This is a genomic window from Acidovorax temperans (assembly GCF_006716905.1).
GTDB lineage: Bacteria > Pseudomonadota > Gammaproteobacteria > Burkholderiales > Burkholderiaceae_C > Acidovorax > Acidovorax temperans.
The window spans coordinates 261,144-280,534 of record NZ_VFPV01000001.1 but is presented as its reverse complement, the minus strand read 5'-3'; the positions used below and the strand labels follow the sequence as shown (position 1 = coordinate 280,534).

The 19,391-nt window shown below is 61.4% G+C and carries 22 protein-coding genes; 9 read left to right on the top strand and 13 right to left on the bottom strand.

Annotated elements, in window-relative coordinates; genetic code table 11:
* Positions 1 to 18: 18 nt before the first annotated feature.
* The 11 genes from BDD18_RS01290 to BDD18_RS01250 all read right to left on the bottom strand — a co-directional run bounded on the left by BDD18_RS01290 (position 19) and on the right by BDD18_RS01250 (position 7,140).
* Positions 19 to 471, bottom strand: a complete 453-nt coding sequence (locus BDD18_RS01290; RefSeq protein WP_066690592.1) for a hypothetical protein — start codon at positions 469 to 471, stop codon at positions 19 to 21.
* On the bottom strand, positions 468 to 1,817 hold the full coding sequence (locus BDD18_RS01285; protein WP_066690595.1) for a recombinase family protein: 1,350 nt from the start codon (positions 1,815 to 1,817) through the stop codon (positions 468 to 470). Before BDD18_RS01285 ends, BDD18_RS01290 begins: the two co-directional genes overlap by 4 nt.
* On the bottom strand, positions 1,814 to 2,275 hold the full coding sequence (locus BDD18_RS01280; RefSeq protein WP_066690598.1) for a DUF2924 domain-containing protein: 462 nt from the start codon (positions 2,273 to 2,275) through the stop codon (positions 1,814 to 1,816). Before BDD18_RS01280 ends, BDD18_RS01285 begins: the two co-directional genes overlap by 4 nt.
* Positions 2,276 to 2,277: 2 nt before the next feature.
* A complete protein-coding gene (locus tag BDD18_RS01275) occupies positions 2,278 to 2,526 on the bottom strand; it encodes a hypothetical protein (protein ID WP_142080957.1) in 249 nt (82 codons plus the stop codon).
* 61 nt (positions 2,527 to 2,587) lie between these two features.
* Positions 2,588 to 3,016 carry a hypothetical protein gene (locus BDD18_RS01270; protein WP_066690602.1) on the bottom strand — a complete coding sequence of 143 codons (429 nt, stop codon included), beginning with the start codon at positions 3,014 to 3,016 and terminating at the stop codon, positions 2,588 to 2,590.
* 169 nt (positions 3,017 to 3,185) lie between these two features.
* Complete coding sequence (locus tag BDD18_RS01265) at positions 3,186 to 4,031, bottom strand: hypothetical protein (RefSeq protein ID WP_066690604.1); 846 nt, start codon at positions 4,029 to 4,031, stop codon at positions 3,186 to 3,188.
* A gap of 21 nt (positions 4,032 to 4,052) precedes the next feature.
* Positions 4,053 to 4,328 carry a hypothetical protein gene (locus BDD18_RS01260; RefSeq protein WP_142080955.1) on the bottom strand — a complete coding sequence of 92 codons (276 nt, stop codon included), beginning with the start codon at positions 4,326 to 4,328 and terminating at the stop codon, positions 4,053 to 4,055.
* Complete coding sequence (locus BDD18_RS01255; RefSeq protein WP_244938956.1) at positions 4,321 to 5,766, bottom strand: hypothetical protein; 1,446 nt, start codon at positions 5,764 to 5,766, stop codon at positions 4,321 to 4,323. Before BDD18_RS01255 ends, BDD18_RS01260 begins: the two co-directional genes overlap by 8 nt.
* Entirely contained in the window at positions 5,724 to 6,146 is a 423-nt protein-coding gene (locus BDD18_RS22350; protein WP_244938955.1) for a hypothetical protein, read from the bottom strand. Before BDD18_RS22350 ends, BDD18_RS01255 begins: the two co-directional genes overlap by 43 nt.
* A 146-nt stretch (positions 6,147 to 6,292) precedes the next feature.
* A complete protein-coding gene (locus tag BDD18_RS22695; RefSeq protein WP_276490453.1) occupies positions 6,293 to 6,424 on the bottom strand; it encodes a hypothetical protein in 132 nt (43 codons plus the stop codon).
* A 104-nt stretch (positions 6,425 to 6,528) separates the two neighbouring features.
* Positions 6,529 to 7,140: a hypothetical protein gene (locus tag BDD18_RS01250; RefSeq protein WP_066782981.1), complete on the bottom strand. Its 612-nt coding sequence runs from the start codon at positions 7,138 to 7,140 to the stop codon at positions 6,529 to 6,531.
* A gap of 69 nt (positions 7,141 to 7,209) precedes the next feature.
* Between BDD18_RS01250 and BDD18_RS01245 the strand changes: the two genes are divergently transcribed.
* Positions 7,210 to 7,461 carry a type II toxin-antitoxin system ParD family antitoxin gene (locus tag BDD18_RS01245; protein WP_066695732.1) on the top strand — a complete coding sequence of 84 codons (252 nt, stop codon included), beginning with the start codon at positions 7,210 to 7,212 and terminating at the stop codon, positions 7,459 to 7,461.
* Complete coding sequence (locus BDD18_RS01240) at positions 7,458 to 7,787, top strand: type II toxin-antitoxin system RelE/ParE family toxin (protein ID WP_066695733.1); 330 nt, start codon at positions 7,458 to 7,460, stop codon at positions 7,785 to 7,787. The genes BDD18_RS01245 and BDD18_RS01240 overlap by 4 nt, the downstream gene beginning before the upstream one ends.
* A gap of 623 nt (positions 7,788 to 8,410) precedes the next feature.
* Here the strand turns inward: BDD18_RS01240 and BDD18_RS01235 are convergent.
* Positions 8,411 to 8,899 carry a DUF3489 domain-containing protein gene (locus tag BDD18_RS01235; RefSeq protein WP_142080953.1) on the bottom strand — a complete coding sequence of 163 codons (489 nt, stop codon included), beginning with the start codon at positions 8,897 to 8,899 and terminating at the stop codon, positions 8,411 to 8,413.
* A gap of 8 nt (positions 8,900 to 8,907) precedes the next feature.
* Positions 8,908 to 9,111, bottom strand: a complete 204-nt coding sequence (locus BDD18_RS01230) for a hypothetical protein (protein ID WP_142080951.1) — start codon at positions 9,109 to 9,111, stop codon at positions 8,908 to 8,910.
* Positions 9,112 to 9,333: 222 nt separating this feature from the next.
* Between BDD18_RS01230 and BDD18_RS01225 the strand changes: the two genes are divergently transcribed.
* The 7 genes from BDD18_RS01225 to BDD18_RS01195 all read left to right on the top strand — a co-directional run bounded on the left by BDD18_RS01225 (position 9,334) and on the right by BDD18_RS01195 (position 19,050).
* Positions 9,334 to 9,555 (top strand): helix-turn-helix domain-containing protein, encoded by a 222-nt coding sequence (locus BDD18_RS01225; RefSeq protein ID WP_142080949.1) that lies wholly within the window; start codon positions 9,334 to 9,336, stop codon positions 9,553 to 9,555.
* Positions 9,552 to 11,729: an N-6 DNA methylase gene (locus tag BDD18_RS01220; protein WP_142080947.1), complete on the top strand. Its 2,178-nt coding sequence runs from the start codon at positions 9,552 to 9,554 to the stop codon at positions 11,727 to 11,729. The genes BDD18_RS01225 and BDD18_RS01220 overlap by 4 nt, the downstream gene beginning before the upstream one ends.
* On the top strand, positions 11,726 to 12,982 hold the full coding sequence (locus BDD18_RS01215) for a restriction endonuclease subunit S (RefSeq protein ID WP_142080945.1): 1,257 nt from the start codon (positions 11,726 to 11,728) through the stop codon (positions 12,980 to 12,982). Before BDD18_RS01220 ends, BDD18_RS01215 begins: the two co-directional genes overlap by 4 nt.
* A complete protein-coding gene (locus tag BDD18_RS01210) occupies positions 12,979 to 14,130 on the top strand; it encodes an ImmA/IrrE family metallo-endopeptidase (protein ID WP_142080942.1) in 1,152 nt (383 codons plus the stop codon). The genes BDD18_RS01215 and BDD18_RS01210 overlap by 4 nt, the downstream gene beginning before the upstream one ends.
* Positions 14,127 to 14,624, top strand: coding sequence for a DUF4411 family protein (locus BDD18_RS01205; RefSeq protein WP_142080940.1), 498 nt, complete (start codon positions 14,127 to 14,129; stop codon positions 14,622 to 14,624). The genes BDD18_RS01210 and BDD18_RS01205 overlap by 4 nt, the downstream gene beginning before the upstream one ends.
* A gap of 202 nt (positions 14,625 to 14,826) precedes the next feature.
* On the top strand, positions 14,827 to 15,738 hold the full coding sequence (locus BDD18_RS01200) for an Abi family protein (protein ID WP_142080938.1): 912 nt from the start codon (positions 14,827 to 14,829) through the stop codon (positions 15,736 to 15,738).
* 18 nt (positions 15,739 to 15,756) lie between these two features.
* On the top strand, positions 15,757 to 19,050 hold the full coding sequence (locus BDD18_RS01195) for a type I restriction endonuclease subunit R (protein ID WP_142080936.1): 3,294 nt from the start codon (positions 15,757 to 15,759) through the stop codon (positions 19,048 to 19,050).
* Positions 19,051 to 19,391 lie beyond the last annotated feature (341 nt).

Below are 19,391 nucleotides of genomic sequence, written 5' to 3'. Positions count from 1 at the left end.
GACGAACGGCGGTCCTGGTTACGAATCGAAGGCGGCCACCGCCTCCCGCTGCGCCACCCAGTCGGTTGGCAGCGGATTCCGCTGGAACCACAGCAGGCTCATGCATTTGGGCTGCTGCCCGGCCAGGATGCTCTGGATGATGGCGGGCTCCAGCAAGGTCAGACGCAGCAGTTCGTTCACCGTCGAGTGGTGCAGGCTTTCGCGTTGGGCGATTTCGCTGCCGCTGCCGACCACGCCTTCGTCCAACAGTTGCTGCCAGTAGAAGGCCCGCGTCAGTGCCACCAGCAAGGGCTGGTCGATCTGGGTCGCCACTTTCCCCGGTGTCTCGACTTGCCCATCGGGCCGCACCACCACCTTGCTGGCACCGCGTTTCCGGATCTTCAGCGGGATGAATGTTGAGAGCTTGACCCGTCCGCCATCCCGGCGTTCGCGAGCGACTGGCGTGCCGGTGGCACTGACCTTGAGTTTCATGCCAACTCCTCCATCTGCTCCCATTCTTGCAATTCTGCGCCTATGGTGCCGGGCACCAACTCGCCGGCCAGTTCCTGCCAGCCCTGATCGCGCCAGATGATTTCCAGCCCGCCATCGGCAATTACCGCACGCTCGATCAGCAACTGCGCCAGTCGGCATTGTTCGGCGGGGAAAAGCTGCTGCCACATCGCAGCCAGATTGCGCATCGGCAGCACCACTTGGGGTTCGGTCAGATCAGGCCGAATCTGCTGCATCCGATCCCACACCGACTGCACGACGTGCGGGGCTGACAGCGCTGCTACGATTTGCTGGGTTACCAATTCCTCAATGGGCGCCGCTGGCAGAGGTCCGTGGCTGCTGGCCCACGCGCCGAAGCGCCGGTGTTTGACGGGTGTGTAGTACCGATATGTCTTGCCCTTCTTGACCGTGTAGCTGGGCACCAACCGTTCGCCGTCGGGCGTGAACAGCAAGCCGCGCAGCAATACCGGGTCACGCTGGCGGTCGTTGGTCTCGCGCCGCCGCTCGATGCCATCGGTGGCGATCAGGGTGTGCACAGCATCCCACTGCGTCTGGGTGATGATGGCCTGATGCTGACCCGGAAAAGCCTGCCCCTTGTGCACGATGTCTCCCAGGTACATCCGGTTGTGCAGCATCTTGTAGATGGTCTGCTTCGTGAAAGACTTGCCACCCTTGGTGACCACGCCTTCCGCGTCGTAGGCCTTCACCATCAGTGTGGCCGAGCGCATCGTCACGAAGTCGTCGAAGATGTGGCGCACCAGCGCAGCCTCGGTTTCATTGATAACCAGCAATCGGTCGCGCACGTCGTACCCCAGTGGCAGCGGCCCGCCCATCCACATCCCCTTGGCCTTGCTGGCCGCGATCTTGTCGCGGATGCGTTCCCCCGTCACCTCGCGTTCGAACTGGGCAAACGACAGCAGCACGTTGAGCATCAGCCGCCCCATCGAGGTGGCCGAGTTGATCTGCTGCGTGACGGCGCTGAAGCTGACTCGATGGCGGTCGAACACATCGACCATACGCGCAAAATCGGCCAGCGAGCGTGACAGCCGGTCGATCTTGTAAACCACCACGATGTCGACCTTGCCCATCTGGATGTCGGCCATCAAGCGCTTCAAGGCAGGCCGATCCATGTTCCCGCCGGAGAAACCGCCATCTTCGTAATCATCGGCCACGGCGATCCAGCCCTCGTGGCTCTGGCTCTTGATGAATGCGTGCCCGGCTTCCTTCTGGGCATCGATGGAATTGAAGGACTGGTCCAGCCTTTCGTCGCTGGAGACGCGGCAGTACACCGCGCAGCGTTTCGGTGGCACGAGCAACGGCGCGTTCATTGAGCTTCCCCCTTGGCGCCCCGCAGACCAAAGAACTTCGGCCCGTTCCAGTGCGTGCCGGTGATGTGGCGGGCCGCCGCCGACAGGCTCTTGAACACCTGGCCATCCAGGGCATACAGACCATCTGGCGTGACCGTCACGCGGTACTCGCGCTCGTTCCATTCCCGAATCAGCGTGGTGCCGGGCATCAGCAGGGTCTGCGCGCTGCGCCCGGCGGCTGACTTGATCTTGGAATGCTTGGCGCCAGCCTCGACCAGCATCTTGCGCACGTTGGTGGGCAATGCGCCGTAGGACAGTTCCTGAATACGGTACGCCAATCGGGATTCGACGTAGTTGCGGTTGCGATGGCTGGGCCGCCGAGGGAAGTGCTGGTCCCACAGCGCCCAGAGCTCGGCCATGGGCAGGGAGGGCAGCGAGGCCAGCTGCGCAGCGATGGTGTGTTGCTGTTCGGCGGCCATCCTCAGTCCTCCCAGATTGCGGTGCCACCGAGCGTGATCCATAGGCGGGCATCGTCAGCGGTTGCCATTTCGCGGGTTGCCACGCCACTGGCGCGGTGGGTGCCGGATTTGCCGGTGAACCAGTAGGCTTGGCCATCGTGCTGTACGCGGTAGGGCCCGAGGTGATCGAAATCGGCCTCGATGGTCATCACGCCGCGCGGGCGCTGGTTGGTGTCGGTAACCTGTACGCGCAGGGTTTGGTGGGTGCTCATTGCTTTCTCCGAGAGGGGTTTGCGGACCTCCATGAACGCGCTGTGGCGACCAGAAGCCAAGTCAAACCGCGCTCTGTTCAACGTCATCGACCTGACCTGTCGCTACATCGAAACGCCCGCCCAGCAGGGTCTTCGCACGCCCGGTGCGTTTGTCCTTGACACCCAGGATGTAGACCTCGCCGTTCCAGACCCCGCAGGCCACGTCGGTGTCTTCAGAGTCGGCGGGCAGCAACCAGCCGGTGATGCCCTCGGGCAGATGCAGCAGGTCCTCCGGCGCGTGGATCGGCCAGCGCATCGACTCCTGATGTCGGTCGGCAAACTGCAGAATCTCTGGCGGTGTGCCGGGGAAGTTTTCTTGGCCGAGGATCGGAATCCAGGCTAACAGCTGCCCGCTGGCGAGCCAGCACTGCACGCGCTGCGCGACCTCCGGGTCGTAGTGGGCCAGTGGCTGGCCGGGGATGGTGTCGTTGTTGTTGATCGTGGTGGTCATTTCATTTCCTTGAAGGCTGGTAACCCGGCGCATCGCCGGGTGGTAACCGAGGTGGTAACTGGTAACCCCGTTTCGGGGCCTGTCACTGGCGAGGCAGCGCGCTCGCGCCCCCCGTATTGCTTGATGGCGAGGAAGGACCCAATTCGCCTGTGGGCAGGTGGCGTGACGATCAAGCCGCTGGCATTTCTGCCGCCAGTGCATCGCCAGCGGCTTCGATCAACGCTCGAGGAATCTCAACCGGGAAGCGACTTTCGTCGTGGTGGTAGTTGATCTGGCGCCGGGCTGCCGAGGCGCGAGCCAATGCGTTCATCACCGGCATCAGCTGTTCGTGCAGCTCGATTTCGGCCATTGCCGCACGGCAGTGGATGAAGTGGTCCCGCGCCTTGCGCACGGCATCGGGCAGGCCAGCCAGTTGAACTTGAATCGCATCACGCTGGCGCTCAAGCTCGGCCTGCGATGCCCGGGTAATGCGCAGCTCCACCTCCAGCTTGGTCAAGGTTTCAGGCACCACGAATTCCGCTTCGGTATCCAGCAGCGCCCGAGATGCCGACTTCGTTTCGACAGCAATGCGCGCGTCGAGGTCCTCCAGCCGCTTGGCGATCTTGCCCAGTTGGCCATCAACCGTCTGCGCTTCAGCGGTGAGCGCCTTGCGTTGTGCCATCAGATCGTCAAGTTGTTTGCGTGCCACTGCGAAGCGCTCGGGGGTGGCCAGGACCTGCTGCAGCGGACGCAGTTGGCTCTCCAGGTTGGACACCTTCGACTTGAGCCTTTCCATCCGCTGATTGGCCTCGCACAGGATGGGCCAGTGGGCTTTGGCGGCCGGTGGCGTGTTCATCGACAGAGAGCCAGCGGCATCACGCAGCCGGTTTTGCTTCTCGCGTGCCGCGGCGTGCTCGGCTTCCGCCTCCGCCAATTCGGCCTTGAGGGGCGCGAGTTCCAAGTTGAGCGCGTCGTGCTCAGACTTGATCTTGTCGAGGTAGGGGTTGGACTTCTTGCTGAACGGGTTCAGTTTCATGGTGGTGGTCTCCGGGTTTGATCAGGGATGGACGGGGTAATGGGTGTCGCCGGGCCGCGCAACGGTGCTGACCCAAAGGCCTGGGCCGACCTGTTTCTTGATGCCGACCGGCCCGCCGGGGCGATGCGGATGACCAGTGGCCTGCCAACCCTGGTGGGAGTTGGTTTGCCCGGTCATCGCCGCAATCGCGGCAGCCAGCGGGGACAGCTGCGTTTCGGCAGAGGTGGATGGGCTGGTGGTCTGCGGCGTGATGCTGAGAACCTTGGCCCAGATGGGATGCAAGTTGGGATTACTCACGGTGAGCTCCATATCGAGTGCCACCCTCGATGCCGGGTGGCGTGGCAGGATTGGTTTGGGAACGGGTCTGGGCAATGCGCCAGCGCGCCCCCTCCCGGCTGTGGCCGAGGTGGGTGATGTCGATGCCCTTGGCGCGGTAGGCCGGGGCGATGCGGCGCAACTGATCCGACAGGCCCTTAGGTGAGCGCGGCCAACTGCTGCGGTCGGGGATGCTGTGGGTGTTCAGCAGGTCGTAGAGCTGGCCTGCGGTGCCTTGCCAGTTGATGGGCAGCACGCGCTCGGCGAGGTACTTGTCCAGGGCTTGCGCGACGGCGTTGCTTTCCAAGGCCCGGTCGATGCCCGCGCGCACGAGCTCGGCGTACTGCTGCTGGAATTCACCCGGGGCAAAGCCCAGGGCGCGGGCTACTGCCTCGCCCAGGCGCTCGTAATCGGCCATGCGCTGTTTCTGGGTCAGCTTGACCGTCGGAAGGATGGCCAGCGCCGCCGAGAACAGATCCAGCAGACCCGCGAAGACCTTGGGTTGATCACGTTCCCAGCCCGCGTGGGTATCTGCATCGTCACGCCGGGCATCTGCGGGGATGGTCGGCAGATCGACGTGAATGACCCGGTCGATCAAGTCGGGGCGCGTGGCGACCACGGCGATGCCGTTGAGCACCACCGGTCGTTTAGTCTCCATGACATGCTCTTCGCCGTTGGTGTAGAGCTGGCGCGAGGCAAAGCCGCCGCCGGTGGCCAGGGTGCAAAAGGCATCCTGTTGCTCGGGCGTGAGGCCGGACAGGTTCTCGTAGCTGACCAGCCAGTTGTTGGCTGCGGCGACGAACACGTCCTCCACCGTCTTGGGCCGCCCCCGCAGCATCACCTTGTTGGGATCGACCAGGCTGCGCAGCACGGACTGCGTGGTCGACTGGGCCGAGCCTTGCTCGCCCACCAGCTCCAGCGCCGGGAAAGGGGTGTCCGGACGGAAGCAGTCCAGCAGCCACGCCAGCACCATCACGCGGCTGTGCGTCGGGACGTTGGTGTGCTGCCAGAGCAGCCCGACATCGCCATGGGTCATCCTTGTCGGCACCGGCATAGGCAGCGGGCGCATCGAAGGCGTGCGGGTGAAATACACCGGCGACTCGTTCACCACCCGCCAGCCCTGGGGTGTGACGTGGATGGCCTGCCACTGCTCATCGGCCAGATCGATCAGGTAGCCGTCGTCGCAGCGGGCGGCGCGGACGTGGACTTCAATCTCGTCGCCATCGTTGACGCCTGCAGCGGCGAGCGTGGCCAGGGCCGATTTCATTGTGGTTTCCGGCACGCCCATTTCCTTGGCGCGCCAGTAGGCGGCGCGCAGCCAGTCTTCGAAGCCGGAGGAATACACCCGCCACACTTCGCGCCGACTGGGCATCGGGATCACGGCGACCGCATTGCGATCCGCGTCGGGTGCAACTGGCATTGCGCCCGGGCCAGGGTGACCAGTTCATCGAGCGCGCTGGCATCGTCGTCGCTGCCCGGCAGTTCGTCACGCACCAGTTTGTCGAGCACCGTCACCGAGCAATCGCGGTTGGTCTTCTTGGCGGCGTGGCGCAAACGCAAGTAGCTGGGCAGGTCCGTGGCCTTGAGGATCGCGAAGGCGCGCACCACGTCTTCCTTGGCCAACACGCCCACGTCATCGACCAGACGGACCAGCGCCGCCTCGATCACACCAACGGGATCGGTGTCAGGTGTCGGTGCCAGAGTTGCCGCAGCATCCACCTCGACCGTGTGATGGTCGTGATGGTGGTGATGGTCGTTCTCTACTGCTCCGTCCGGCGAAGGGATGGACGCGCTCACCATCACCCCCGTTCCGCCAGTTCGGAGGTGCGCTCAATGCGGCGGCTGTTGGCCTCCAGCCAAGCCAGCACATCGGCCTTGCGATAGCGGACGGTACGTCCGATCTTGGTGAGGATGGGGCCGCCGCCGTGGGTGGCAGACCACTCCAGCTAGCCGACGGTGTAGCCCATGCCAGCGGCGGCTGTTTTACGGTCGAGCAAGGCCTCGACGGGCGCTTGCCAGAATTCAGCACGCAGATCAGCGGTGCTGGCAATGTGTGATGTTCGGGCCCGTTTGGGCATGGCGGCATTCCTTCGGGTTCATTTGGAATGCCGCCATCGTGGTTCGCCTCGAACTTGGCGAACAGGAAGTTCAGAAAGGTTTTCTGAACTTCAAAAATCCATCGTCAGGTCCGGTGCCGATTGATCTCCGGCCCGAACAGCTTGAGCGCCTCGCCCAGCTTCTTGTTGAAGGACAGCAGGCCGCGCGTGTCACTGGGCATCAGCTCTTCGGCCGCCTGGATGACGGCCTCGCTGATGGCAGAGGCGTTTGGGCGGTTGCCCACTTGGTATTTGCTGGCGGACTTGGCCAAAAGATGCGCCATGAGCGCGATGGCCTTCAGGCTGTTCATCTCGGCTGCCTCGCTGCCATCAGGCAGAACGGCTTGGCGGGCCTCGTCAAACAGGAAGGCTGGGCGATCCTCGAACGGCAGTTGCTCGAACCACCGGCGCAGGCTGGCCTTGTCGATCACCAGACGATCCTTCTCTAGCAACTCGTCGATGGGAGCGCCCTTGAACACTTGGCCACGCGCGGTGAGGATACCCAGGTCTTCATATTCGAGGTGCTCCGTGCGCAGGGCTGTGACCAGCGCGGCCCGCTTGGCGCTCATGCACTGGGTCTCGAAATTCAGACTGGCGAGCTCGGCAGGCTCCACGCCGCACCACAGGGCAATCGCGTCATCAATGCGGATGTGGTCGGCCAGGTCCCAGTAGCGCAGGCAGTTGTTTGGGTTGGGCATGGATGCCTTTTTTCGGTATGGTGGAATTTTCGTCTTGCCAAATTTTGCCAAAGAACCTACGCTTGCGCCATGAGCACGATGAACATCTCTCTCCCCGACACCCTGAAGTCCTTCGTGGATGAACAGGTCAGCCAGCGCGGCTACGGCACGAGCAGCGAGTACGTGCGCGAGTTGATCCGCAAGGATCAAGACCGCCTGCAACTGCGCAACCTGCTGCTGGCCGGAGCAGCCTCGGCCCCGGCGGCCCATGCCGATGCCAGCTACTTCGAAGACCTGCGGGATCGGGTGCGCAAGGCCGGCAAGCCCGCTGCCAAGGCGTGAAGGCCAAGCCAGTCATCCCGCGTGAGCAGGCCAACCGGGATGTTGACGAGGCCGTTACCTACTATCTGACTGAAGCAAATGAGGCCGTGGCGCTTGGCTTCATCGATGCGCTGGAGAAGGCCTACGGCCACATTGCCCGCCATCCGGCAACGGGTTCTCCCCGCTACGCACACGAACTCAACTTGCCCGGCCTGCGCGCCTGGCCGCTGACGCGCTACCCGTACATCATCTTCTACGTCGAGCGTCCCGATCACATCGACGTCTGGCGCGTACTTCACGGCCAGCGCGACATCCCGGCGTGGATGCAGGAGCCCGACGCAGTGTGATGGTCGGACCGCCGGGAGATATCTGCGCTTTCGCCTGTGTAAACAATAAGCGACGACCATCACAACCATCACCACTGTCACAGCGGGCCATCGACCGTGATGGTTGTGACGGTAGTGATGGTCACCGCCATTGTTATGGTCGGCGCATGCACATATGCCCCAGGTAAAAGGGGTCCTTACTGGCGATATTCCAATACGGAGGGCGCAAGCGCAGCATCTCGCCACCGTCTGGCCAGGAAACAAGGTTTGCAGGGTTTGCGGTTCGCACCTGGCAGTGTGGGCAAGCGGGCCGAAAGCCCGGTCAGCGCGCGCCTGTGCGGGATGGCGGCAACGCGGAAGGTGCGAACCTTCGTGCGTACCCGGCTCGCAGGTTTGCACCCAGGCGAAACGAAAAACGGCCAGGATAGAAAACTCAATGCTGGCGCGGGTTTGCAGTCGATTCGTTGGCTGGATTGCAGAAATCGGCCCACGAGCCTTTGCGCAACGTCTGACGCATCGGACACAGGTTGTCATAACTTTCCGTGAGGCGCGCACACGCGCACGCGTGTAGAGAGTTACGTGGAACTGCGTCAGACCTTGGTATCGGCAAGGACCTCCAGAAACTGGACACCCTTGGCCGCCGATCAGACCACGCGATACACCCGCTCGCCGGATTTGTTGTGCGCCAGCACCACGTTCAGGCCAAGTTTCTTGCGCAGCATTCCGGAAATGGCTCCACGCACGGTGTGGGGCTGCCAGCCCGTGGCCAGCATCAGTTGCAGGCTGGTCGACCCCTGCGGGCGGCGCAGCGCCACCACCAGCGCGGCGAGCTTGGAGCCGGGGCGCACCGGGATGCCATCCAGAAGTTGGAGGTCGTCGGTGGTGTCCATCGGCTGGACATCATCCGGCGGCATGGGGCGTTGCTGGCCGATGGCCGCGTAGCCCGCGTCGGTCAGCACGTGGCCGCCGCCGGCTGGCTCGATCCACCCGCGCTGCAGCAGTGCAGTCAGCACCTTGGCCCGAGCGCCGCCGCGCAGGGTGTGAGGCGGAATCACACGCCCATCGGCACGGCGGGCCGCAGTACGCAGTAGCAGGCTTTGCGCTGGGGAGAGTTTGAGCAGGGTCTCCATCATGGCCTCCGTCACTTGGCCTGGCCGTCAAAGATCGCCAGCAGGTCATCCAGCGCCTGATCCACCCGGCCAAGGTCACCGACGTGGCCCCAGTGGATGGCCTCCGGGTCGTGGCCGAAGTGATCGTCGGCCAATTGCTGCAGCCGGGCGAACTTGATGTGGATGTCTGCGGCGCGGGCGAGGTAGGCGTCGATGGCGGTGGTCTGGGTGTTCATGGTGGGCTCCGGGTTGATTGATGACGCCACCATTCACGCGCTGAACGATCAAGAAGCCAAGCGATAGGGGTAATAACCATCAAAAATGGGGTAACGGTGCCAGCCATTACCCCAATCGCCACACCGTCAATCACAGCCATTTCAAGGTGGCCGCCACCGCGGCCGTCTGGTAGACTGATGACGACTTAAAACGACTTTGATGCCTCTGTGAGCGCCAATGCCATGAACGCCGAACCGTGGGTCACTGCCATCGATGTCGCCCGGCATTTGGGCGTGGTGAAAGACACCGTCTACCGCTGGCGTGAACGCAAAGGACTGCCCGCGCACAAGATCGGGCGGCTGTGGAAATTCCAGCTCTCCGAGGTGGATGAATGGGTGCGTGCCGGGGGCGCGGATGAAGACAGCAGCGCATCCGCTGAACAGAACAATGAGAACAACGCATGAACGTGCAGCAACTCGAAAACGAACTGTGGGAAGCCGCTGACCAGCTGCGCGCCAACTCCAAGCTCACCGCCGCCGAATACTCGATGCCGGTGCTGGGCCTGATCTTCCTGCGCCACGCCGATAACCGATTCAAGGCCTACCTGCCCGCAATCGAATCCGACATCCCGCCGCAAGTACCCGCCGCCCAGCGCGAAGCACTGATCAAACTCGGCTTTCAAGGCAAAGCCGCCATCTATCTGCCCGAGGTGGCGCGTTTTGACCGCATCGTCAGCCTGCCGCAAGGGGCCAAGGTGGGCGAAATCATCGACGCCGCCATGGACGCGGTCGAGGCCGAGTACCCGGTGTTGTCCGGTGCCTTGCCGCGTGGCTATGCCGCCTTCGAGCCTGATCTGCTGGCCGAACTGGTCAAGATTTTCGACCGCCCCGCCATCAAGGCCGCCACCGGCGATGTTTTCGGGCGCATTTACGAATACTTCCTCAACAAGTTCGCCATGAGCGGCGCGCAGGAAGGCGGCGAATTTTTCACGCCACCGTCGCTGGTGCGCATGATCGTCAACGTCATCGAGCCCGATCACGGCCTCGTGCTCGATCCGGCCTGCGGCTCGGCGGGCATGTTCGTGCAGACCGGCCATTTCATCGAAGATGTGCGTCATGCCGTGGTCAACGATTCCGTCACCTTTCACGGTCAGGAAAAAAGCGACACCAACACCAAACTGGCACGCATGAACCTGGTGGTGCACGGGCTGGATGCCTCCAACATCCGCCAGGGCAACACCTTCTACGACCAGGCTGAACACCTGATCGGCCAGTGCGATTTCGTCATGGCCAACCCACCCTTCAACGTGGACGGGGTGGATACCAAAAAGGTGGAAGCCCAGGTGGATGAGGCCGGGCGCTTGCCCTTTGGCCTGCCCGGCACCAATGCCAAAACAGGTGCCATCAGCAACGCCAACAGCCTGTGGATTCAGTACTTCTACGCCTACCTGAACGAAACTGGCCGCGCCGGTTTCGTCATGGCCTCCAGTGCCTCGGACGCCGGCAACAAAGACCGCGACATCCGCGAGCAACTGGTCAAAACCGGCCACGTCGATGTGATGATGGCCATTGGCAACAAGTTCTTCTACACCCGCAGCCTGCCCTGCACCCTGTGGTTCTTCGACAAAGGCAAGCCGCAGGATCTGCAAGACCAGGTGCTGATGATCGACGCGCGCAACGTCTACCACGTGGTCTCGGCGCGCTCCCATGTATTCACCGATGAGCAACTCGCCAACCTCAACGCCATCGTTTGGCTGTACCGGGGCGAGCGCGAGAAATTCGTCGCCTTGGTGGCCCGCTACCAGCGGCAAGTGGATGACTGGCTGGCCGCCATTCCCGAACGCATCGAGGCCGACACCGCCGCCGTGCAGGCCTTGGCTGTGCCGCTGCAAGCCTTTGCCAGCCAGGCCACGCTTGCTGAATTGAACGCCGACCAAGCCGAGGACGCGCAGATTTCTCAGGCCCAGCTTGATGCTTTCAAAGCCGAGCTGGCCGCAGCCCAGGCCGACACGCACGTGGCGGACAGCATTGCCGCGCTGCTCACCGCCTGCACCCAGAGCCGCGCCGCCATTGCGCAGGCAGACTTGAGCGACCACGCCGCACAAGTGGCACTGCAAGCCACGCTCGATGCCCTGGCCCCGCAACTCAAAGCGACGGCCAAGCTGCTCGAAGCCCGCCACAAGCAATGGTTAAAGCTCTTAGACACGGCAGAAAAACAGCTGCGCGCCCGTCAGAGCAAAGCCTTCGACGGCAAAGCCGCCCGCGACGCCAAGCGCGCCCTGCTGGCCGCCGACAGCAAAAAGAACGAAGCCCCCACCGTGCGCGACGCGGTGCTCGACGCCCTCAAGCAGGCCGCCTACTTCATCCATCAGGTGCACTGGCTGCACAGCCGCTTTCCACAGGCTTTGTTTGAAGATGTGGCCGGCCTGTGCAAGGCCGTCAGCGTGGAGGACATCGCCGCCAACGATTACTCGCTCACGCCGGGGCGTTATGTGGGCGTGGCAGCCGCCGCAGAGCACGATGAAGAAGACTTTGCGGAAACCCTGCGCGGCATCCATGCCGAACTGGCGGAACTGAACGACAAGGCGGTGGAACTGGCAGGGCGAATTGCCGGCAACTTTGAGGAGTTGTTGGGATGAGCTGGCCCGAAGTTGACTTTGAATCCCTCTTCGCAGCACCAAGTCGTAATGGTGTTTACAAGAGCAAGGATCACCACGGTTCGGGGGTGCCCATCGTCAACATGGGGGAGCTGTTTGCGTTTAACCGGATAGGCAATCAGCCAATGTCTCTGATTCGGATGTCCGATGCAGAAATGGACAAAAGTGGCCTCATCGATGGCGATTTGCTATTCGGCCGCCGTTCACTTGTTGAAGAAGGTGCGGGCAAGTGCTCCATCGTTTACAAGCCAGCCGGGCCACTGACCTTTGAATCGTCCATCATTCGAGTTCGTCTCGATAGAGCGATTGCCGACCCCGAGTTTTTCTTTAACTACTTTCGTTCCCCAATCGGGCGATCGAGAATTCGAGCAATCGTTGGAGGTGCTGCCGTAAAAGGGATTCGTGGCAGCGACTTGAAATTGATTAAGGTGCATGTGCCACCACTTGACGAGCAGATCGCGATTCGCCAAGTTGTTGCCCTGTACGACGACCTGATCGCCACCAACCAGCGCCGCATCGCCTTGCTCGAAGACGCCGCCCGCCGCCTCTACCGCGAGTGGTTCGTGCACCTGCGCTTTCCCGGCCATGAATCGGTGCCGGTGAAGGATGGGGTGCCGGCGGGGTGGTTATCGCTGACTTTGGGTGATGTCTGTGACGCAGTGGGCGGTGGAACACCATCCACGGCGCGCCCTGAGTATTGGGGTGGTGATGTGACATGGGTGACGCCTACCGACGTGACCCGGAACGATTGCCTCGTGATGCTCGACTCGGAAAAGAAAATCACCGAAGCCGGTCTTGCCAACTCGTCGGCCAAACTGGTGCCACCTGAAACGATCCTGATGACCAGTCGCGCATCGATTGGTTTCTTCGCGCTGATGGACAAGCCCGCCTGCACGAACCAAGGGTTTATTTCTGTATTGCCCAAGCAAGATAGTGCTCGGATGTTCCTGCTGTTCAATTTGCTGGACCGAGTCGAAGAAATGATCGGATTGGCAACGGGAGCGACCTTCAAAGAGCTCTCGAAAAAGACTTTCCGGGCACTGCCAGTGCTATGGCCAACCGATGCTCTCTTGAAATTTTATGAGGATAAAACGTACCCCTTGATTCAGCAGGTTCGATTGATCAAGAAACAGAATCAAGAATTGACCAAAGCACGCGACCGTCTGCTCCCCAAACTGATGTCCGGTCAGCTTGATGTCTCCGGTATCGCCTTGCCTGCTGAGGTCGCAGCGTGACCACAGTCGCGGCTTCCATCCCGGTGCTGCGCTGGGCCGTGCAGCGGGCACGTCTGCACGACGAAGATTTGTCGGCGCGCTTTCGCAAGTGGCCCCTGTGGTTAACCGGCGAGGCCCAGCCCACGCTCAAGCAGTTGGAAGACTTCGCGCGGCTGACCCACACCGCCATCGGCTATTTCTTTCTGCCCGAGCCGCCCGCGCTGGCTTTGCCGGTGCCGGATTTCCGCACCCTGCGCGACGAGGAACTGCGCGAGCCGAGCAGCGCCTTGCTGGACACGCTGTATCTGTGCCAGCAGCGGCAAGATTGGTACCGCGACTATGCCCGTGTGCACGGCCTTGCCCGTCTGGCCTTTGTTGGCAGCGCGCAGGTGAACGAAGCGCCGCAGGCCGTGGCCGAGCGCATGCGTGTGGAGCTCAAGCTTTCCACCCAAGAACGACGCCAATTGCCCACCTGGACGGACGCGCTGCGGCAGTTGATCGCCAAGGCCGAAGAGGCCGGGGTGATGGTGATGGCCAGTGGCATCGTGGGCAGCAACAGCCACCGCAAGCTGGATGTGGGGGAGTTTCGCGGCTTTGCGCTGGCCGATGATCTGGCCCCGTTAGTATTCCTGAACGGTGCGGACAGCAAGGCCGCGCAGATGTTCACCCTGGCACACGAGCTGGCCCACCTGTGGCTGGGCGCGACCGGCGTATCGGACACCGAGGCAGGCCAGGTGCCCGAGCAGGGCATTGAGCGCTGGTGCAACCAGGTGGCTGCCGAACTGCTGATGCCGCTGGAGGCGCTGCGTGTGGCCTACCAACCCGGCACGCCTGTGCCGGATGAAATCCAGCGGCTGGCACGGGAATTCAAGGTCAGCACCTTGGTGGCCCTGCGGCGCTTGTTCGATGCCGGATTTCTGGATCAGGCCCGGCTGTGGCAGCACTACCGCGATGAACATGCCCGCTTGCGTGCACTGGAGCGGCACGGTACCGGCGGTGGCGACTTCTACCGCACCTTGAGCGCACGCACCAGCAAGCGTTTTGCCCGCGCGATTGTGACCAGCACACTGGAGGGGCAGACCCTGTTCCAGGATGCTTTCCGCATGCTGGGCGTGCGCAAAACCGCCACCTTCTATGAAGCGGCGCGCGAGCTGGGGGTGATGGCATGAGCTATTTGCTGGACGCCAACGTCTTCATCCAGGCAAAGAACCTGCACTACGGTCTGGATTTCTGCCCGGCGTTCTGGCAGTGGTTGATCGACGGCCACGCCGACGGGCGGGTGTTCAGCATCGACAAGGTGGCCGATGAGATCGCCGCCGGCGCGGACGAGCTGACCCAGTGGATGCACGACCACGGCAATGGCCTGTTCCGCAAAACGGATGCCGCTGTGGCCGCCCAGTTCGGCAAGGTGAGCACCTGGGTGACTGGCCAGCAGTACGAACCTGCGGCCATCAACACCTTTTTGCAGGTGGCCGATTTCTACCTGGTGGCACATGCCCTTGCAGGCGGGCATATCGTGGTGACCCACGAGGTGGCCGCGAATTCGGTCAAGCGCATCAAGATTCCCAATGTGTGCATCGGACTGGGGCTGCGCTTCATGACGCCCTACGAGATGCTGCGTGTGGAAAAAGCCAAGTTCGTTCTGGGAGGCGGACAGCCGTGATCGAAGCCCTGCATACCGCCCCGTTTGCCCCCGACCTTCTACCCACTGCCAGCCGGTTGGGTTGCCAAAACGCGCGCATTGCGCGTATACTGCGCCCTAACAAAACCCGCCAAGGCTATGCGCGCGAGCGTATCCTCAAACCGGCGGGTTACTTTTTTGTGCGCCCGAAATCAGCAACCCACTGCGGGTTGGGGAGCGCACGATGAAGCGCCCCTTCGCCAAGCCTGCCACCACCCACGCCCAACAAGTGGCGCTGCTTCAGCAGCGTGGCATGGTCATCGAGGACCCGGCCGCCGCCGAGTTCTACCTGCAGCACCTCAACTACTACCGGCTTGGGGCCTACTGGCTGCCCTTCGAAGCCGACCACGCCACGCACACTTTCAAGCCCGGCACCCACTTTGCGCAGGTGCTGGACCTCTACGTGTTCGACCGGGAGCTGCGCCTGTTGGTGCTGGACGCCATCGAGCGCGTGGAGGTGTCGGTGCGTAGCCAGTGGGCTTATCAATTGGCACACCAGCATGGCCCACATGCCCACCTGGATGTCACGCTGGCCTTCAAGCCGCATCTCTGGCAAACCAACCTCGACAAGCTGAGCGATGAAGTGGGCCGCTCTGACGAGGCTTTCATCAAGCATTTGCAGAACACCTACTCGGAAAGCCTGCCGCCGGTGTGGGCCGTGTGTGAGGTGATGTCGCTGGGATTGCTCTCGCGCTGGTACAACAATCTCAAGCCGATGCCCACGCGCCGCGCCATCGCTGCTGCCTATGGCGTGGACGAGAAGGTGCTCGAATCCTGGCTGCGGCACCTCTCACTGGTGCGCAATACCTGCGCGCATCACAGCCGTTTGTGGAACCGCGAGTTCACCATCACACCGCTGCTGCCGCGCAACAAGCCGGCCGGTTTGGCGGCGCAGTTCCATGGTGGTTCGCGCAAGCTTTACAACGCACTGGTCATCCTGCTGCATTGCATGGATGTGATCGCGCCACAGCATCATTGGCGTAGTCGTCTGAAAGGTCTGATCGCCCGGCACGGTGTGTCCGTAGCGGCCATGGACTTTCCCGCCAACCGGCAAAACCTGCCCATCTGGCAGGACCCAAAGCCAGGCACGCCATAACAAGAAACAGGGGGGCCGATGGCCAAGAAGGATTATTCCGAAGACCTGTTGATTCAGGCACCCACGGCGGAACTGCTGGAACAACAGCTCGGCTGGGAGAGCGTGTTTGCGCAGGATGAAGGTGCCAAAGGTGGATGGGGGCCAGATAGTCTGCTGGGCCGTGCATCGGATGCGGAAGTTGTGCTCACCCGGGATGTACTGGCAGCACTCAAGCGCTTGAACCCGGGCTTGCCCGATGCGGCCTATCAGGATGCCTTGGCGCTGGTGGTTCAGGATGACATCACCAAATCGTTGATCGCGCAAAACGAGGAAAAGTACAAGCTGTTGCGCGATGGCGTGCCGGTGAAATACCGCGACGCTGCGGGTCGGCTGGTCGACAAACGCTTGCGCTTGATCGATTTTGATGAGCCCAAGAACAATCGCTACCTGGCGGTGCGTGAGTTGTGGGTACGTGGCAAATTGTGGCTGCGTCGCCCGGATGTGATCGGCTTCGTCAACGGCTTGCCCCTTGTGTTCATCGAGCTCAAGCGGTTCGAGGTGCACATCGACAGCGCGTACAAGAAAAACTACGCCGATTACCTGGACACCATCCCGCATCTGTTTCACTGGAACGCGCTGGTCATCATTTCCAACGGCCACGACGCGCAGTACGGCTCGTTGACCTCCAGCAAGGAGCATTTCTATCGCTGGAAGCGACTCGACGAGGACGATCCGGAACCCGGCAAGGACCAGCCCCTGCTGCCGTTTCTCTTGCAGGGCATGCTGCAGCAGCAACGCCTGCTGGATATCGTTGAGAACTTCATCCTGTTTGATGCCTCTGAGGGCAGCACGCACAAGATCGTGGCACGCAACCACCAGTACCTCGGGGTGAATCGCGTGATCGACCGGCTGACCTCCACCGACCCCAAGATTCAGGCAGAGGTCGCCGCCGGGCAGTTGGGCGTGTTCTGGCATACCCAGGGTTCGGGCAAGTCGTATTCGATGGTGTTTTTGACCGAAAAAATCCATCGCAAACTGTCGGCATCGTGGTCGTTCGTGGTCATCACCGACCGTACCGAGCTGGATGATCAGATTGCATCGACCTACACCAACTGCGGGCGTGCCAATAGCAAAACCGATCAAGCCAAGAATGGTGCTGCGTTGAGGTCGATGTTGCGCGACCAGAACCGCCGCTATGTGTTCGGCCTGATCCAAAAATATCGGGAGCGCGTCACGGAGGCTTATTCCGACCGTGATGACATTATCGTCATCAGCGACGAGGCACACCGGACGCAGTATGGACGGCTGGCGCTGAATATGCGCAAAGGACTGCCAAACGCCAAGTTCCTGGGCTTCACGGGCACCCCGTTGATCGACGCCGGCGAGAAGCAACTGACCCGGGAGGTATTCGGTGACTATGTCTCGATCTACGATTTCCAGCGTGCGGTGGCCGATGGTGCGACGCTGCCCTTGTTCTATGAGAACGCTGGCGAAAAGCTGAAGATCATCGATCCCAAGGTGAGTGAACGCATCGCGCAGCACATCGAAGCGGCAAAGCAGGCGGCCACGCTGGATGATCCGTGGACTGACGAAAAAGAGGAAAAGCTCTACCGGGAATTGGCACGTGATTACCCCATCCTGACATCACCCACGCGACTGGACAAGGTGGCGCAAGACTTTGTTGACCACTTTCACCAGCGCTGGCGCGTGGTCGAAAACGGGGGTGGCAAGGCCTTGATGGTGTGCCTGGACAAGATCACCTGCGTGAAGATGCACGATCTGATCGTGGCCAAGTGGCAGGAGAAAGCCGCCCAGTTGGAAACGGCGGTGGCGGCCGAAGAAGCCTTGTTCGCAGCAAAGGGCAAAGCACCTACCGGACTCCTCAAGCAGCGACGGGAGCACGTGGAGTGGATGAAAGCCACCGAGTGCTGTGTGGTGGTCTCACAGGAGCAAGGCGAGATCGCGGAGTTTGCCAAGTGGAAGAATTTCCGTGATGAGCCGCTGGATATCACGCCGCACCGCGAAAAGATGGTCAAACGCGACCTGGAAAAGGAGTTCAAGAAGGCAGACAACCCGTTCCGCATCGCGATTGTTTGCGCGATGTGGTTGACCGGCTTCGACGTCAAATGCCTGGCCACTCTGTATCTGGACAAGCCGATGCAGGGCCATACCCTGATGCAGGCCATCGCCCGCGTTAATCGGGTTGGCGGTGGCAAGAAGCATGGACTGATCATCGATTACAACGGCATGATCAAAAGCCTGCGACGGGCACTGGCGACTTTTGCCCAGGGTGATCGTGCTGGCACGGGCAAGGGAGAGGCCGAACAGGATACGGTGCGGGACGATGCGGAGGCTCTGGCGGAATATGCCGATAGCCTCAAGGCTGCGACGGAGTTCCTGATGGATCTGGGTTTTGATGTTGACGAATTGGTCAATGCCAAAGGCTTCGATAAACAAAAGCAGATCTTGGTGGCAGTCAACCTTCTCTGCGAAAGTGACGAGCGCCGCAAGACCTATCAGGTGATTGTTGAGGATGTGCAAGCGCGCCATCGCGGCCTGTTCCCGCATCCGGGTCTGTTTGATTTCGATGCGGTGGAGAGTGCTGTCACTGCCATCTACAACAAGATGCAGGATGCGCGTGTATCACCGGATGTCAGTAGCTTGCTACAAGATTTGTACGACGTGGTAGATGTGGCAGTAGCAACTGACGCTCCATCAGTGCGCGAACCTACAGCCCGGTATGACCTTTCCAACATCGATTTTTCTCGCCTGCGTGCCGAATTCGAGAAGTCGCCCTTCAAGAATGTCGTGGCGATGAACTTGATGGAGAAGATCGAGGAACGCCTGGCTGCGATGGTGGCGCGCAACCCCACTCGTGTGGACCTCTATGAGCGTTATCAGGAAATCGTTCAGGAATACAACAAAGACAAGGATGCGGCAGAAATACAGAAGGTGATGGACGACCTGTTTGCCTTCAATGACGATTGCAGCGAAGAGGAAAAACGCTACCTGCGCGAAGGGCTCGATAGCGAAACTGAACTGGCCGTGTTCGACTTGCTTCAGAAGGATTCACTCACCAAGGGTGATCGTGAAGCGATCAAGAAAGTCGCCAAGGACTTACTGGGCAAATTGGCCGATCAACGTTTCGCGCTGGAGCGCTTGCGCAGTATGGCGACCGTGCAGGCGCAAATGAAGGCAGAGATCATCAAGCACTTGTATGCCCACCTGCCAGCCAGCGCCTATGACCCTGACGAAATCAACATCAAGGCGGGCGCCGTGTTCGCACACATCTACAGCGCCGGCCTGGGCGGGGGGACGCCGGTTTACCACTGAGGGAAAACGGCTACGTGGTACATCAACCTCTATGCTCAAAAAGGCGAATGCTGGACAGTTGTTCGAAATTTTCGAATAACTGCCTGCAAGCTTGGTACTCAAACAGTCAGGATCGCTGTTGAACGAGTGGTGACATCAACATCAACGATGGGCGATAGAAGTCAGTTGTCCTGAAATTTCGGATAACTGCGCGCGAACCCGCAGCAACCCGCGCCAGTGCTCATGAGCTCGGGAGGCCAGTCGGCACATGGTCAACTGTCCGCCACCACACAAGACACCGCCACACACTGGAAACCCCAGTCTGTGGCGGTTTTTCTTTGTGTCTCGGTGTCGTGTGGTGT

What these genes read in the sequence shown, in the direction of transcription:
- BDD18_RS01275 (WP_142080957.1), bottom strand. Translation starts at nt 2,526, where the DNA reads ATGAGCACCCACCAAACCCTGCGCGTACAGGTTACCGACACCAACCAG.
- BDD18_RS01265 (WP_066690604.1), bottom strand. Translation starts at nt 4,031, where the DNA reads ATGAAACTGAACCCGTTCAGCAAGAAGTCCAACCCCTACCTCGACAAG.
- BDD18_RS01195 (WP_142080936.1), top strand. Translation starts at nt 15,757, where the DNA reads ATGGCCAAGAAGGATTATTCCGAAGACCTGTTGATTCAGGCACCCACG.
- BDD18_RS01245 (WP_066695732.1), top strand. Translation starts at nt 7,210, where the DNA reads ATGAGCACGATGAACATCTCTCTCCCCGACACCCTGAAGTCCTTCGTG.
- BDD18_RS01250 (WP_066782981.1), bottom strand. Translation starts at nt 7,140, where the DNA reads ATGCCCAACCCAAACAACTGCCTGCGCTACTGGGACCTGGCCGACCAC.
- BDD18_RS01220 (WP_142080947.1), top strand. Translation starts at nt 9,552, where the DNA reads ATGAACGTGCAGCAACTCGAAAACGAACTGTGGGAAGCCGCTGACCAG.
- BDD18_RS01270 (WP_066690602.1), bottom strand. Translation starts at nt 3,016, where the DNA reads ATGACCACCACGATCAACAACAACGACACCATCCCCGGCCAGCCACTG.
- BDD18_RS01215 (WP_142080945.1), top strand. Translation starts at nt 11,726, where the DNA reads ATGAGCTGGCCCGAAGTTGACTTTGAATCCCTCTTCGCAGCACCAAGT.
- BDD18_RS01225 (WP_142080949.1), top strand. Translation starts at nt 9,334, where the DNA reads ATGAACGCCGAACCGTGGGTCACTGCCATCGATGTCGCCCGGCATTTG.
- BDD18_RS01230 (WP_142080951.1), bottom strand. Translation starts at nt 9,111, where the DNA reads ATGAACACCCAGACCACCGCCATCGACGCCTACCTCGCCCGCGCCGCA.
- BDD18_RS01290 (WP_066690592.1), bottom strand. Translation starts at nt 471, where the DNA reads ATGAAACTCAAGGTCAGTGCCACCGGCACGCCAGTCGCTCGCGAACGC.
- BDD18_RS01205 (WP_142080940.1), top strand. Translation starts at nt 14,127, where the DNA reads ATGAGCTATTTGCTGGACGCCAACGTCTTCATCCAGGCAAAGAACCTG.
- BDD18_RS01235 (WP_142080953.1), bottom strand. Translation starts at nt 8,899, where the DNA reads ATGATGGAGACCCTGCTCAAACTCTCCCCAGCGCAAAGCCTGCTACTG.
- BDD18_RS01200 (WP_142080938.1), top strand. Translation starts at nt 14,827, where the DNA reads ATGAAGCGCCCCTTCGCCAAGCCTGCCACCACCCACGCCCAACAAGTG.
- BDD18_RS01280 (WP_066690598.1), bottom strand. Translation starts at nt 2,275, where the DNA reads ATGGCCGCCGAACAGCAACACACCATCGCTGCGCAGCTGGCCTCGCTG.
- BDD18_RS01255 (WP_244938956.1), bottom strand. Translation starts at nt 5,766, where the DNA reads ATGCCAGTTGCACCCGACGCGGATCGCAATGCGGTCGCCGTGATCCCG.
- BDD18_RS01285 (WP_066690595.1), bottom strand. Translation starts at nt 1,817, where the DNA reads ATGAACGCGCCGTTGCTCGTGCCACCGAAACGCTGCGCGGTGTACTGC.
- BDD18_RS22695 (WP_276490453.1), bottom strand. Translation starts at nt 6,424, where the DNA reads ATGCCCAAACGGGCCCGAACATCACACATTGCCAGCACCGCTGATCTG.
- BDD18_RS22350 (WP_244938955.1), bottom strand. Translation starts at nt 6,146, where the DNA reads ATGGTGAGCGCGTCCATCCCTTCGCCGGACGGAGCAGTAGAGAACGAC.